The sequence below is a fragment of the Lelliottia jeotgali genome, assembly GCF_977070485.1.
Window position 1 is genome coordinate 18,616 of record NZ_CDRVFO010000012.1, and the last position, 12,928, is coordinate 31,543.

Sequence of the window (12,928 nt, forward strand, 5' to 3'; positions counted from 1 at the left end):
CGGACGGGCCGGCAAAGGCCGGCGGGCAGAAGTCAGGCGCGCCAACGCCAACGGGCCAGGGCCTTGATGACTTTCATCCAGAATTTGCCGGTAACCACCACGGTGGGCTCTCTGTCTTGTGAGGCTTGAAGGTCCGCCAACGTTATCCCAGTGTCGGTGACTACGCAACCAGGTAGCAGCAGGCGCAGGTCGCCTATGACCAGGCTGGGCGCTTCCTCATCGATCGGCCGGCCGTGGTTATAGCCATAGCTCAGCCCAACGCACTGCACGCCGGCAGCCTTGGCCGCCAGCACATCACTGCGCGAGTCCCCCACAAACAGCGCCTGGCCGGGCTTCACGCCGGCCATTTTCATGACGAACAGCAACGCAGCAGGGTCGGGCTTCTTCTGTGGCAGGGTATCGCCGCCGATGATCCAGCGGAAATAACGGCCGATCTTCATCTGGTCGAGCAACGGTGCGACGAAGCGTTCAGGCTTGTTGGTGATCAGCGCCATCTCCACGCCCTGCTTGCGCAGCCAGCGCAAGGTGTCGTGCACACCAGGGTATACAACCGTTAGATCATGGCTTTCGGCGTACGCCTCCATGAACAGTGCAAGGCCGCGCTCGGCCAGCTCATCGTCTACGGTCGCGTGGTCCAGGCCGCCGGCAAGTGCGCGGCGCACCAGCACCGGTGCGCCGTTGCCGACCCAGTGCCGCACGGCGTCAAGGCCGGCGGCCGGACGGCCAAGTTCGAGCAGCATGCGGTCAACGGCTGCGGCCAGGTCGGGGACTGAATCGATCAGGGTACCGTCCAGATCGAACATCACCAGCCTGGGCAGCGTCCCGGGGAACAGCTGCTCGAAGCCGCTCATGGGCGGGCCTGAGCCAGTTCGGCGCGCATCTTGGCGATCACTTCCTGATAATCCGGCGCGTTGAAGATCGCCGAGCCGGCGACAAAGGTGTCAGCGCCAGCGGCAGCGATCTCACGGATATTGTTGACGTTGACCCCACCGTCGATTTCCAGGCGGATATCACGGCCACTGGCGTCGATCAGCGCACGGGCTTCGCGCAGTTTGTCCAAGGTGCCAGGGATGAACTTCTGTCCGCCAAAGCCTGGGTTGACGCTCATCAGCAGCACCATGTCGACCTTGTCCATCACGTACTTCAGCGCGTCCAGGCTGGTAGCCGGGTTGAACACCAAGCCGGCCTTGCAGCCACCGTCACGGATCAGCTGCAGCGAGCGGTCGATGTGCTGCGATGCCTCCGGGTGGAAGGTGATGTAGCTGGCACCGGCTTCGATGAAGTCACCGATGATGCGGTCTACAGGGCTGACCATCAGATGCACATCGATCGGCGCGGTCACACCATACTTGCGCAAGGCGGTGCAGACCATCGGGCCAATGGTCAGGTTGGGTACGTAGTGGTTGTCCATCACGTCGAAGTGGACGATGTCGGCACCAGCGGCCAGCACCTTGTCGACGTCCTCGCCCAAACGGGCGAAATCGGCGGAGAGAATGGAGGGGGCAATAGCGTAGGGCTGCATGGCGCACCTGTTGGCAGAATCTAGGTGGCGCGCATTGTAACTCAGGGAACCGGATAGGGGCTGATTGGCATCAATCCGTGGCGACGGGGTGTCGCCCCCCTCCCCGGTATCGGCCTTTTCGCGGGCTTGCCTGTGAAAAGGCCGATACCGGGGACATGACTCAGGCAGGCTGCTGAGTCCTAAGCTTCTCACTGCGCCCGCGCAGCCACTCCAGGGTCAGCAGCAGCACCACCGAAAAACCGATCAGCAAGGTCGCCGCCGCTGCAATCGTCGGGCTCAGGTTCTCGCGAATGCCGCTGAACATCTGCCGCGGCAGAGTGGCCTGTTCTGGCCCGGCGAGGAACAGCGTCACCACCACCTCATCGAACGAGGTCGCGAAGGCGAACAGCGCCCCCGAGATCACCCCGGGAGCGATCAGCGGCAAGGTGACCCTGCGAAACGCAACCACCGGTGAGGCCCCCAGGCTGGCAGCCGCACGCACCAGGTTGTAATTGAAGCCTTGCAAGGTCGCCGAAACGGTGATGATGACGAACGGCACACCCAGCACCGCGTGCACCAGGATCAGCGAAATGAAGCTGTTACCCATCCCCAACGGGGCAAAGAACAGGTAGCTGGCTACACCAATGATCACCACCGGCACCACCATCGGCGAAATCACCAGCGCCATGACCAGCGACTTGCCCGGAAAGTCGGCGCGGGTAAGCCCGATCGCTGCCAGCGTACCGAACACCATGGCCAGCAGCGTGGCCGCCGGGGCGACGATGACGCTGTTCCTCAGGGCGCGCATCCACTCGGCCGAGGCGAAGAAATCGTGGTACCACTGCAGTGAGAAGCCTTGCAGTGGGTACACCAGGAAGCTGCCACTGTTGAACGACAGCGGCACGATCACCAGTACCGGCAACACCAGAAACAGCAATATCAGGCCGCAAAGGATACGCAGGCTGTAGAACCACACCCGCTCCACGGGCGACATGTATGGGCTAAGCATCACTAGGCTCCTCAGCTCAGGCGCAGGCGGCTGGCACCGACCAGCCAGCTATAGATCAGGTACAGCAGCACGGTCGCCAGCAGCAACAGCCCGCCCAGCGCGGTAGCCATGCCCCAGTTGATGCTGGTGTTGGTATAGAAGGCCACGAAGTAGCTGACCATCTGGTCGTTCGGGCTGCCGAGCAGTGCCGGGGTGATGTAGTAACCGATGGCCAGGATGAACACCAGCAGGCAACCGGCGCCTACTCCCGCATAGGTCTGCGGGAAGTACACCCGCCAGAAGCTGGCGAACGGGTGGCAACCCAAGGAGATCGCTGCACGCATGTAGCTCGGCGAAATGCCTTTCATCACGCTGTATAGCGGCAGGATCATGAACGGCAGGAGGATGTGAACCATCGAGATGTAAACGCCAGTGCGGTTGAACACCAGCTCCAGCGGCTGATCAATGATGCCTATTGCCATAAGGGCGCTGTTGATCAAGCCGCCTGACTGCAGCAGCACGATCCACGCCGCCACCCGAACCAGTATCGAGGTCCAGAATGGCAGCAACACCAGGATCATCAACAAGTTGCTCTGGCGAGTTGGCAGGTTGGCCAGCAGGTAAGCCAGCGGATACGCCAGCACCAGGCAGATTGCCGTGATCACCACACCCATCCACAGGGTGCGGGCAAAGATATCCAGGTAGATAGCCTGGTCGGGGGTGGCCTTGGCCACCTCGCCAAGGTCATCAATACGGTGGTCGACCGATGCCAGCAGGTAATAGGAAGTCACGCTGCTGGTGTTGCGGCGGATAGCCTGCCAGTACGCCGGGTCCCCCCAACGTTCATCTAGGGCCTGCAATGCCTCTTTGTAAGAAGCAGGTTCGGCCTTGAACGGCAGCGCCCGAGCGGTTTTGGAGAGCAGGCTGCGGTAGCCGGCCAGCTCCATGTTCAGGCGTTTGGACAGGTCGCCCAAGGTCTGGTTCTTGCGCGATTCGGCCAGGTCCTGGCTCAGGGCCTTGTAAACCTCCTCGCCGGGCAGGCTCTTGCCGTCCCACTGCGACACAGCCTGGACCGTGCGCGGCAGGCCGCCGACCACTTCCGGGTTGTCAACGCTCTTGAACAACAGCGCCGCGATGGGCACCAGGAACACCAGCAGGAGAAACAGCGCCAGCGGCGCGATGAGCGCCTGCGCCTTCCAGCGGTTGACCCGCTCGGCGTGCTTGAGGCGCTGCTTGAGACTTGGACCTGCGCCTTCGGTGAGGGGCACTGCGATGGCCATGGCGAACTCCGCAAAAACAGGGGAACAGGGAGCGCCAGCCAGCGGGCCGGCGCTCCTTCGAGGCGTCTTACTTCTTCGCCGCCCAGGCGTTGAAGCGTTGCTCCAGTTGCTCGCTGTTGTCAGCCCAGAAGGCCACATCGATCTGCACCTGGTTGGCGATGTTTTCAGGCGTGGTCGGCATGTCCTTCTTCACCGCGTCCGCCAGCAGCGGTACGGCCTTGGAGTTGGCCGGGCCGTAGGCGATGTTCTCGGAGTAGGTCTTCTGCTGCTCAGGCTGAACGGTATAAGCGATGAATTTCTTCGCTTCCTCGACATTCTTGGCCCCTTTCGGGATGGCCCAAGCGTCGAAGTCGTAGATGCCACCGTTCCACACCACCTTGAGGTTGCTCTCTTTCTGTACCGCAGCGATGCGCCCGTTGTAGGCCGAGCTCATGACCACATCACCCGAGGCCAGGTACTGCGGCGGCTGGGCGCCCGCTTCCCACCACTGGATGCTCGGCTTGAGTTCGTCGAGTTTCTTGAAGGCGCGGTCCACGCCTTCCTTGGTGGCCAGCACCTGGTACACATCCTTGGGCGCAACGCCGTCGGCCATCAGGGCGAACTCCAGGGTGTACTTCGCGCCCTTGCGCAGGCCGCGCTTGCCCGGGAATTTCTTCGTGTCCCAGAAATCGGCCCAGCTGGTCGGGGCTGTCTTGAGCTTGTCAGCGTTGTAGGCCAGCACCGTGGACCAAACGAAGAAGCCCACGCCGCACGGTTGGATGGCGCCCTTCACATAATCGCTTTCGTTGCCGAACAGAGCCGGGTCGAGCTCCTCGAACATGCCTTCATCGCAACCACGGGCCAGCTCTGGCGACTCCACCTCCACCAGGTTCCAGGACACGCTGTTGGTGTCGACCATGGCTTTGATCTTGGCCATTTCACCGTTGTACTCGCCAGCGACGATCTTACCCTTGCCGGCCTTCTCCCATGGCTCGTAGAACGCTTTGACCTGGGCCGCCTTGTTGGCGCCGCCGAAGGACACTACGGTCAGGTCTGCCGCCATGGCCTGGCCGGCGGCGAACAGGCCAAGGGCCAGGGCGGTCAGTTTCAGCTGCTTGCGCATTATTATTCTCTCCACAGTACAGGGTTGGTGCAGCAATCCATCAGTGGGCCTCGGCAATCGGATCGAGCGCGCGCGCGTGCTCCACCTCCCAGCCCAGCGGTACCACATCGCCCACGGCCAAGGCCGGGTCGAGCTCGGCAATCGGCTGCTTCACGAAAAAGTCAGCCTTGCCACAGACTTCCAGACGCACCCGTACATGGTCGCCCAGGTAGATGAACTCGGCCACGCGGCCGGAGAAGCGATTGACGCAGCTTTGGCTGTGGCCATTGAGGCGCACGCGCTCCGGGCGGACCGACAGGGTCACCGGCTCCCCAGCCTGGCCGACGTTCACCGCCAGCGCCTCGACCCGCTCGCCGCGGGCCAACTGCACCTGGCAACGGTTACCGTCACTGGCCAGCAGCGTGCCGTTGATGCGGTTGTTCTCGCCGATGAAGTTGGCGACGAAGGTATTGCGCGGCTCCTCATAAAGAGTGCGCGGGTCGGCGATCTGCTGGATCTCGCCCTCATGGAACACGGCCACGCGGTCGGACATGGTCAACGCCTCGCCCTGGTCGTGGGTTACGTAGACCACTGTTACACCCAGGCGCTGGTGAATATGCTTGATCTCCATCTGCATGTGTTCACGCAGCTGCTTGTCCAGCGCGCCGAGCGGCTCGTCCATTAGTACCAGCTGCGGCTCGAACACCAACGCCCTGGCCAAGGCAACGCGCTGCTGCTGGCCACCGGAAAGCTGGCCAGGGTAGCGTTTGGCGAAGGCATCGAGCTGCACCATGTTGAGTACCCGCTTGACCCGCTCACTGATGTCGGTCTTGCTCAGGTTGCGCACGCTCAGCGGAAAAGCGAGGTTTTCCGCCACGGTCATGTGGGGGAACAGTGCGTAGTTCTGGAACACCATGCCAATGTCACGTTTGTGCGGCGGCACGTTGTTGATGGAGCGCCCGGCCAACTGGATTTCACCGGCGGTCGGGGTCTCGAAACCGGCCAGCATCATCAGGCTGGTGGTCTTGCCCGAGCCGGAAGGGCCGAGCAAGGTGAGGAACTCACCCTTGCGAATGTCCAGGTTGAGGTCTTTGACGATCAGCGATTCGCCGTCGTAGCTCTTCTGCACACCACGGAAACTGACCAGCGTCTCACCGGTGGTCGCGTTCGAATTCGCCTCGCTCATGCCTGCACCTTCTTGTTGGAATGACTGCGTAGGCAAAGACTAAAGAAGACGCAAGCGCCCGGAAATCGGGGGCGCTGAGAGAATGCCATCATCCGGCTGGAAGAGTTTGTGTAGGGATTGCCCTACACCGATGGCGGGATTGGAATGCAAGTATCAGCCAGCCAGCGGGAAAGTGGTGCCTGGCAGATAACCTATGTCGCAAACAGAACGGTCATACCAGCTTGTGCTCCATGGCGTACTTCACCAGTTCAGCCAGCGAGTTGACCTTGAGCTTCTGCATCAGCCTCGCCTTGTGGGTGCTGATGGTCTTGCTGGAGAGCGCCAGCTGCTGAGCGATATCGTTGACGTTGGCACCTTGAGCCAAACGTTCGAACACCGAGAACTCGCGCTCCGACAGCAGAGTATGCAGCGGCCGAGTTTCGGTCAGGCCAACCTCGAAGACCATGCGGTCGGCCAACGCCGGATCGATGTAGCGCCCACCGCCGGCCACCCGCCGGATTGCGGTCAGCAGCAAGGCAGGGTCACTGTCCTTGGTGGCATAGCCGGCAGCGCCGGCCTTGAGCGCGCGCGCGGCCATCTGCGCTTCGTCGTGCATCGACAGCATCAGGATCGCCGGCGGGTTGTGCAGCGCGCGGATCCGAGCAATTGCCTCCAACCCACTGACACCGGGCATCGAGATATCCAGCAACACCACTTCGCAGGGGGTGTGGCGCAGGGTTTCCAGCAACTGTTCACCATTACCAGCCTCCCCCACCACCTGCATATCCTTGGCCAGGCCGATCAACTGCTTGATGCCTTCGCGGACAATGGTGTGGTCTTCGGCCACCAGCACTCGAATCACGATCGTTCTCCTAATCCAACGCTATGGTCACGCTCAGGCTGGTGCCTTCACCTGGCTCGCTATTCAAAACCATGCTGCCACCGAGCATCAGTACCCGCTCACGCACCCCCACCAGGCCGAAAGAGGTTGGCCGTGCCTGGTCCAGGCAGAACCCGCTACCGTCATCACTGACCGTCATACGCAGTTTTTCGCCCTCGCGCACCAGCTCTACCTCCACACTGTGCGCCTGGGCGTGGCGCATGACGTTGGTCAGAGCCTCCTGCAGGATACGGAACAAGCCGATGGCTTTTGCATCGCTCAATGCTGGCAGATTATCCGGTACCTGCACCAGGCAGGGGATCTGTGTGCGCGCTTCGAAGCGCCGTGCCTGCCATTCGATGGCCGAAGCGATACCGGCGTCCAGGATCGGCGGGCGCAACGCCGTTGCCACATCGCGCACCAGCTGGAACAGCTGAGCGATCAGGCGCTTCATGCTGGCCAGGCGCTCGTTCAGCGCAGGGTCGAGCTCGGCAAAAGCCAATTCGCACATCGACACCTCAAGCTTGAGCACGGTCAGCATCTGGCCCAGTTCATCGTGCACTTCGCGGGCGATACGGGCCTTTTCTTCCTCGCGCACGCTTTCCAGGTGTGCCGACAGTTCGCGCAGTTGCTCCTGGGACCTTGCAAGTGCCAGCTCCGCGCGTTTGCTTTGGGTAATGTCCCAGACAACACCGTCCCAGACCACCCGGCCGTCGGCCAGGCGGCGGGTACTGGCCTTGATGTCGGCCCACCGCTGCTCACCTTCGCGGGTGAGGATGCGCCCTTGCCAGGACCAGTCCTGATCACTGGCAATGGCCAGGTCCTGAACCTGGTGATAGTCCGCACGATCGTCCGGGTGGACCAGATTGCGCAAGCCCATCTTCGGGTGCTGGATCTGCGCGGGCGTATAGCCCACCAACGCCTCACTGCCCTCGCTGATATAGGGAAACTCCGGGTCCCCTTCCGCTGGCGCGGGCTCCAGGCGGAACACCAGCCCCGGCACATTGCCAGCAATACCCTTGAGCCGCGCCTCGCTTTCACGCAGCGCCGCCAGAGCACGGTGGCGTTCGGTGACATCGGCAAGGTACACCACCAGATACTCGGCATCGCGAAAGCGCAGGAAGCTCAACGACAACTCCACCGGCAACAGGCTGCCATCGGCGCACAGGCATTGGGTCTCGAACTGCCTAGCCCCGGCCTCCCCGGCTCGCGCGGCCCGCCACAACTGCAGCCAGCGGTCCATGCTCAGGTTCGGCTCGAAGTCGCTCAGCGGACGCTCCAGCAACGCCGCCTCGGCATAACCGAGCATGCGCCCCACAGCGTGGTTGGCGTAACGCACGTGGCTGTCCCAGTTGACCCAGAGGATGCCGACCGTGCTCTGGTCGATGGCGAACTGGCTCAGGCGCAGTGCCTCCTCGCGCACCTGCCGCTCTGCCAGGTGCTCCCGCGCCGCCAGCAGGCTGCGCTCTAACTGGCGTTGCTGGCGGCGCTGCCACATCAGGGTGGCCCCGGCACACAGCAGCAACATGCCGAACAGCAACGCAAGGTTTTGCCAGAAACCGGTGGATTCGCTCAGGCGCGCGTATTTGGGCTGCAACCAACGCTGATGCAGTTGCTCCAGCTCTTTGGCGGGCATGGCCTGCAGGCCCCGTTCAAGCACGTCGGCCAGCAACGGCCAGTCACGCCGCGAACCCACCCGCAATAATTGTGGCAGGCCGATGTCACCGAGCACCGCCAGCTCACCGAACTCGCTTTCACGGGACAATCGGCTGAGCTGGGCTTCATCCAGCACCGCGTAGCTGGCCTGGCCCCCTACCACCAGTTGCAAGGCCTCGCGCTCGTTGGGCACACCTTGCAGGTTGAGATTGGCGTAATTGCCCCGCAGGTATTCGGCCAGCACGCTGGGCATGCGTACCGCCACGCGCTCGTTGGCTTCAAGTTTTTCCAGCTCGACGGCCAACGCACCGGTGCGCGGCCCGACCAACAGCTGCGGCACACGCATGTAGGGGTCGCTGAACAACCACAGACGCAAGCTGGCCGGTGTTTGCGTAAGGCCCGGGGCAAAGTCGATTTCACCCGCTTGCAGGGCGTGTTCGAGACTGGCCTGGTCAGTGAAGTTGCGCCAGGTGAGGTCTAGCTTCAGCGCCTGCGCCAGCCAGTTCACCAGCTCGACATTGGCCCCGTAGAGTTGCTGCAGACGGCGGTCGAACTGGGCATAGGGCGCCTGCAGCACCAGGCCGACCCGCAGACTGCGATGGGTGTCCAGCCATTGCTGCTGGGCAGGTTCGAGTACCACCGCAGGTGCTGCCTCAGGCCTTGCCAAAGCAATCAAGGGTAGCCACAAGCAGCCGATAACCAACAGGCGACGCAATCGCTTCATCTACACGCTCGTCTTGGCAAGGGCGGCCATGCAGCATGGCCGTCGCGGGCAAATACTATTAGGCTGCCGGTATCATTCTGGCCTTGGGTTGATTCATGTTCACACTTTATCGCACGACGCTGGCAATGTGCTGCCTTGCCTCGCTCCTACCACTTGGTGCCCTGGCCGCCGACGCCGAAAAACCAGCAACCGAAGAGGCTGCCGCCGCACCTGCGCCACGCCCACCGCTGCTGGAGCGTAGCCAGGAAGATGCGCAGGCCCTCGAACGCCTGTTGCCCAAAGCCGAGCAGCAAACTCTGGACGCCGGCTCCGACAGCTTCCTGGCCCTGTGGAAACCAGCCAACGACAGCGACCCGCAAGGCACGGTGATCATCGTTCCTGGCGCCGGAGAAACCGCCGACTGGCCCAATGCGGTCGGCCCATTGCGACGCAAGTTCCCTGACGCCGGCTGGCACAGCCTGAGCGTGAGCCTGCCCGACCTGCTCGCCGATAGCCCACAAGCACGGGTCGAGGCCACGCCAGCTACCGCACCGCAGCCAGACCAGGGCGAGAGCGCACCGGCAAAGGAAACCCCCGCCGATGCCAACGCCAATGTAGCCCAGGCTACCGCGGCGGATGCCGACACGGCAGAAAGCACCGATGCCGAACAGGCCAGCGAACAGAACGATCAGGCTGATGCCGAACGCATCTTCGCGCGTCTGGATGCTGCGGTTGCGTACGCTCAACAACACAACTCACGCAGCATCGTGCTGATCGGCCATGGCAGCGGCGCCTACTGGGCAGCGCGCTACCTGAGCGAGAAGCAACCACCGCAGGTACAGAAGCTGGTGATGATCGCCGCGCAGACCCCGGCAAGGGTCGAGCACGATCTGGAAAGCCTGGCACCGACGCTCAAAGTGCCGACTGCCGATCTTTATTACGCAACCCGCACAGGCGACCGCAATGCCGCCATGCAACGCCTGCAGGCCAGCAAGCGTCAGAAGGACAGCCAGTACAAGCAGCTGTCGCTGATTGCGATGCCGGGGAACAAGAGCGCGGAACAGGAACAGTTGTTCCGCCGGGCCAGGGGGTGGATGAGCCCGCAGGAATGAAGTGACGGGCCCGCTCCAGCCGTTTACCGGCAGGCAGGCTGCCAAAGGTATAGAGCCGCTTGCCGGTGACAGGGGTCTTAGAGCCCCCGCCTTTTACGGATCAACGCATAGGCCTGGTGCAGCTCTCGAGTGCGTTCGGTGGCCTCCCTGACCTGCGCTTCACTGGCACCGCTCCCGGCCAGCTTGTCCGGATGGTGCCGGCTGACCAGCCGGCGATAAGCCTGCTTGACCCGGTCGCCTTCCGTATCGGCATCTATCCCCAGCAAGCGCAGCGCAGCCGCATAGGTCATGACGCTACTGGCCGTGCTCATTTTGCGTGGCTCATATTCCAGCGACATGGCCTGCACCTGTCGCCGGCTGAGCCCCAGCTTCTGTCCCCAGTCCAGCAGCAGTTCCCGCTCATGATCCCCGGCCTTGCCGTCAGCCCAAGCCATACGCCAACACGCCCGCAACGTGCCTTCGGCCGCATGTGGCTGCAAGCGAATGCGACGCAGGTGGTGGGTCAAGCGGTCCTTGCCCGCCTTGCCACGGTTGAAGGCAGCAATCGCACGCATCCTCGCGGCCTCGGCCAGCCCCAGCCGGACCATCTCCTGGCGCGCCTGCTGAATATGCTGTTCGCCCACTCGCCCATCGCTTTTGGCCAGCCGCCCAAGCAGGACGAACAACAACTCCTCGTCACGCAGGGCCGGCCTACCTCCCAACCGTTCGCGCATGTCTTCCCAGCCCTGCACACGCAGGCGCCGATCCATGGCTTGGCCAAGCAATGCCCCCAGCAGCGCGCCAGGGATGCTGGCGACAGCGAAACCCGCGCCTAGCCCGATCACCGTGCCTGGCCACCACATCTCAGGAACGCTCGCGTATAAGGCGCTCGGCCTCGGCCAGGCGCTCCTGGGTACCAACATCGACCCACGCGCCACGGTAGTGCTCGCCGGTCACCTTGCCTGCCGACATGGCTTGGCGCAGAAGTGGCGCCAGTTTGAAGGCCCCTGCCTGGCAACCTGCGAACAAGTCTGGATGCAGCACTGAGAGGCCGCTGAAGGTCAGGGTGCCAGGGGCGTCGTCACCGTCCACGACCTGTCCACCTTGCAGGCGGAAGTCGCCCCGCCCGTGATGCCCAGGGTTATCGACCAGCACCAGGTGCGCCAGGCCCTGCAGCGGTGCACGCAAGCACGCGAACGGATAATCGGTCCAGACATCGCCGTTGACCAACAGGAACGGCGCGTCGCCCAGCAAAGGCAATGCTTGGAATATCCCGCCCCCGGTCTCCAGCGGCTCGCCTTCAGGGGAGTAACGAATGCTCAGGCCGAAACGGCTGCCATCACCGAGGTGATCCTCGATCTGCTGGCCAAGCCAGGCGTGGTTGATCACCACCTCGGTAAAACCGGCCGCCGCCAGGGCACGCAGGTGGTATTCGATCAACGGCTGGCCGGCCACGGACAACAAAGGCTTTGGCGTGTGCAGGGTCAGCGGGCGCATGCGCTCGCCCTTGCCTGCGGCAAGGATCATCGCTTTCATGCACGCGCTCCGGCCTTGAGTTCGGCGATCAGCTGGCCGAGCTCGGCCAGTTCAGGGCGACGGCCGATCACTTCGTCTATATAAGCGAAGAAACGCGGCACATCAGCCAGGTAGCGCGGTTTGCCGTCACGGTGGCAGATGCGCGCGAAGATGCCGATCACCTTCAGATGGCGCTGCACTCCCATCAGGTCGCTGGCGCGCTGGAAATCTTCGAACGAGGGCTGCACCGGGATCCCGGCGGCTTGCGCTTTGTCCCAATAGTTGCGCAACCAGCTTTCGACTCGCGCTTGTGGCCAGCTGAGGAATGCGTCCTTGAACAGGCAGGTTATGTCGTAGGTGACCGGACCGTACACCGCGTCCTGGAAGTCGAGCACGCCCGGGTTCGGTGCGCTCTGCATCAGGTTGCGCGGCATGTAATCGCGGTGCACCAGCACCTTGGGTTGGGCAAGGGCACTGTCGATCAGCAACTGGCTGATGCGCTGCCAACTGGCCTGCTGCGCCTCGTTGAAGGCCAGGCCGAGCTCACGCCCGACATACCACTCGGGGAACAGCTCGACCTCACGGCGCAGCAAGGCGTCGTCATAGCTCGGCAATGGCGCTTCCATCGGTAGGCGCTGGAACGCCAGCAGGGCGTCGATCGCGTCGGCAAACAATGCATCGGCGTTATCCGGGTTAATGATGTCGAGGTATGTCTGATGGCCCAGATCCCCCAGCAACAGGAAACCACGGTCCAGATCTTCGGCATGAATCACCGGTACATGCACGCCCGCACTGGCCAGCAGGTGGTCGATGGCAACGAACGGGCGGCAGTTTTCCTGGGGCGGCGGCGCATCCATGATCACAAAACTGTGGCCTGCGCCCTGCCAGCGGAAGTAACGGCGGAAGCTCGCATCGCTGCTGGCGGCGGTCAGGCTGCCCTCGGGCACCTCGCCCCAGGCGTTGTTGCGGAAAAGAACATTGAGCTGCTCGGCGAGCCAGACAGTCAGTTGTTGCAGGCGTACATCGTGTTCAGGCATTACAAGGGTCTCCGACGGCCCTAGCCGTCAA

The 12,928-nt window shown here is 62.9% G+C and carries 12 protein-coding genes; 1 reads left to right on the forward strand and 11 read right to left on the reverse strand.

The window, feature by feature from the left end:
* Positions 1-32: 32 nt before the first annotated feature.
* The 8 genes from ACW4TB_RS18135 to ACW4TB_RS18170 all read right to left on the reverse strand — a co-directional run bounded on the left by ACW4TB_RS18135 (position 33) and on the right by ACW4TB_RS18170 (position 9,275).
* Entirely contained in the window at positions 33-851 is an 819-nt protein-coding gene (locus tag ACW4TB_RS18135) for a phosphoglycolate phosphatase (protein ID WP_012316547.1), read from the reverse strand.
* Positions 848-1,522 carry a ribulose-phosphate 3-epimerase gene (rpe, locus tag ACW4TB_RS18140; RefSeq protein ID WP_012316548.1) on the reverse strand — a complete coding sequence of 225 codons (675 nt, stop codon included), beginning with the start codon at positions 1,520-1,522 and terminating at the stop codon, positions 848-850. The genes ACW4TB_RS18135 and rpe overlap by 4 nt, the downstream gene beginning before the upstream one ends.
* A gap of 160 nt (positions 1,523-1,682) precedes the next feature.
* Positions 1,683-2,495 (reverse strand): ABC transporter permease, encoded by an 813-nt coding sequence (locus ACW4TB_RS18145; protein ID WP_455843045.1) that lies wholly within the window; start codon positions 2,493-2,495, stop codon positions 1,683-1,685.
* 26 nt (positions 2,496-2,521) lie between these two features.
* Positions 2,522-3,769, reverse strand: coding sequence for an ABC transporter permease (locus tag ACW4TB_RS18150; RefSeq protein ID WP_012316550.1), 1,248 nt, complete (start codon positions 3,767-3,769; stop codon positions 2,522-2,524).
* A 67-nt stretch (positions 3,770-3,836) separates the two neighbouring features.
* A complete protein-coding gene (locus ACW4TB_RS18155; RefSeq protein WP_012316551.1) occupies positions 3,837-4,871 on the reverse strand; it encodes an ABC transporter substrate-binding protein in 1,035 nt (344 codons plus the stop codon).
* Positions 4,872-4,911: 40 nt separating this feature from the next.
* Positions 4,912-6,036, reverse strand: a complete 1,125-nt coding sequence (locus ACW4TB_RS18160; RefSeq protein ID WP_012316552.1) for an ABC transporter ATP-binding protein — start codon at positions 6,034-6,036, stop codon at positions 4,912-4,914.
* A 211-nt stretch (positions 6,037-6,247) separates the two neighbouring features.
* On the reverse strand, positions 6,248-6,877 hold the full coding sequence (locus ACW4TB_RS18165; RefSeq protein WP_012316553.1) for a response regulator: 630 nt from the start codon (positions 6,875-6,877) through the stop codon (positions 6,248-6,250).
* Positions 6,878-6,887: 10 nt separating this feature from the next.
* Positions 6,888-9,275, reverse strand: coding sequence for a PAS domain-containing sensor histidine kinase (locus ACW4TB_RS18170; RefSeq protein ID WP_012316554.1), 2,388 nt, complete (start codon positions 9,273-9,275; stop codon positions 6,888-6,890).
* Positions 9,276-9,370: 95 nt separating this feature from the next.
* On the opposite strand from ACW4TB_RS18170, the gene ACW4TB_RS18175 reads away from it, so the two are divergent.
* Positions 9,371-10,366, forward strand: a complete 996-nt coding sequence (locus ACW4TB_RS18175; protein ID WP_254466671.1) for an alpha/beta hydrolase family protein — start codon at positions 9,371-9,373, stop codon at positions 10,364-10,366.
* Between the two features lie 77 nt (positions 10,367-10,443).
* On the opposite strand, the gene ACW4TB_RS18180 is transcribed toward ACW4TB_RS18175, so the two are convergent.
* The 3 genes from ACW4TB_RS18180 to ACW4TB_RS18190 are packed head-to-tail and all read right to left on the reverse strand — an operon-like array spanning position 10,444 to position 12,897.
* Positions 10,444-11,208, reverse strand: coding sequence for a TerB family tellurite resistance protein (locus ACW4TB_RS18180; protein WP_254466672.1), 765 nt, complete (start codon positions 11,206-11,208; stop codon positions 10,444-10,446).
* A gap of 1 nt (position 11,209) precedes the next feature.
* On the reverse strand, positions 11,210-11,881 hold the full coding sequence (gene murU / locus ACW4TB_RS18185) for an N-acetylmuramate alpha-1-phosphate uridylyltransferase MurU (RefSeq protein WP_254466674.1): 672 nt from the start codon (positions 11,879-11,881) through the stop codon (positions 11,210-11,212).
* Positions 11,878-12,897 carry an aminoglycoside phosphotransferase family protein gene (locus tag ACW4TB_RS18190; RefSeq protein WP_279933706.1) on the reverse strand — a complete coding sequence of 340 codons (1,020 nt, stop codon included), beginning with the start codon at positions 12,895-12,897 and terminating at the stop codon, positions 11,878-11,880. Before ACW4TB_RS18190 ends, murU begins: the two co-directional genes overlap by 4 nt.
* Positions 12,898-12,928: the final 31 nt, after the last annotated feature.

What these genes read in the sequence shown, in the direction of transcription:
- ACW4TB_RS18135 (WP_012316547.1), bottom strand. Translation starts at nt 851, where the DNA reads ATGAGCGGCTTCGAGCAGCTGTTCCCCGGGACGCTGCCCAGGCTGGTG.
- rpe (WP_012316548.1), bottom strand. Translation starts at nt 1,522, where the DNA reads ATGCAGCCCTACGCTATTGCCCCCTCCATTCTCTCCGCCGATTTCGCC.
- ACW4TB_RS18145 (WP_455843045.1), bottom strand. Translation starts at nt 2,495, where the DNA reads ATGTCGCCCGTGGAGCGGGTGTGGTTCTACAGCCTGCGTATCCTTTGC.
- ACW4TB_RS18150 (WP_012316550.1), bottom strand. Translation starts at nt 3,769, where the DNA reads ATGGCCATCGCAGTGCCCCTCACCGAAGGCGCAGGTCCAAGTCTCAAG.
- ACW4TB_RS18155 (WP_012316551.1), bottom strand. Translation starts at nt 4,871, where the DNA reads ATGCGCAAGCAGCTGAAACTGACCGCCCTGGCCCTTGGCCTGTTCGCC.
- ACW4TB_RS18160 (WP_012316552.1), bottom strand. Translation starts at nt 6,036, where the DNA reads ATGAGCGAGGCGAATTCGAACGCGACCACCGGTGAGACGCTGGTCAGT.
- ACW4TB_RS18170 (WP_012316554.1), bottom strand. Translation starts at nt 9,275, where the DNA reads ATGAAGCGATTGCGTCGCCTGTTGGTTATCGGCTGCTTGTGGCTACCC.
- ACW4TB_RS18175 (WP_254466671.1), top strand. Translation starts at nt 9,371, where the DNA reads ATGTTCACACTTTATCGCACGACGCTGGCAATGTGCTGCCTTGCCTCG.
- ACW4TB_RS18180 (WP_254466672.1), bottom strand. Translation starts at nt 11,208, where the DNA reads ATGTGGTGGCCAGGCACGGTGATCGGGCTAGGCGCGGGTTTCGCTGTC.
- murU (WP_254466674.1), bottom strand. Translation starts at nt 11,881, where the DNA reads ATGAAAGCGATGATCCTTGCCGCAGGCAAGGGCGAGCGCATGCGCCCG.
- ACW4TB_RS18190 (WP_279933706.1), bottom strand. Translation starts at nt 12,897, where the DNA reads ATGCCTGAACACGATGTACGCCTGCAACAACTGACTGTCTGGCTCGCC.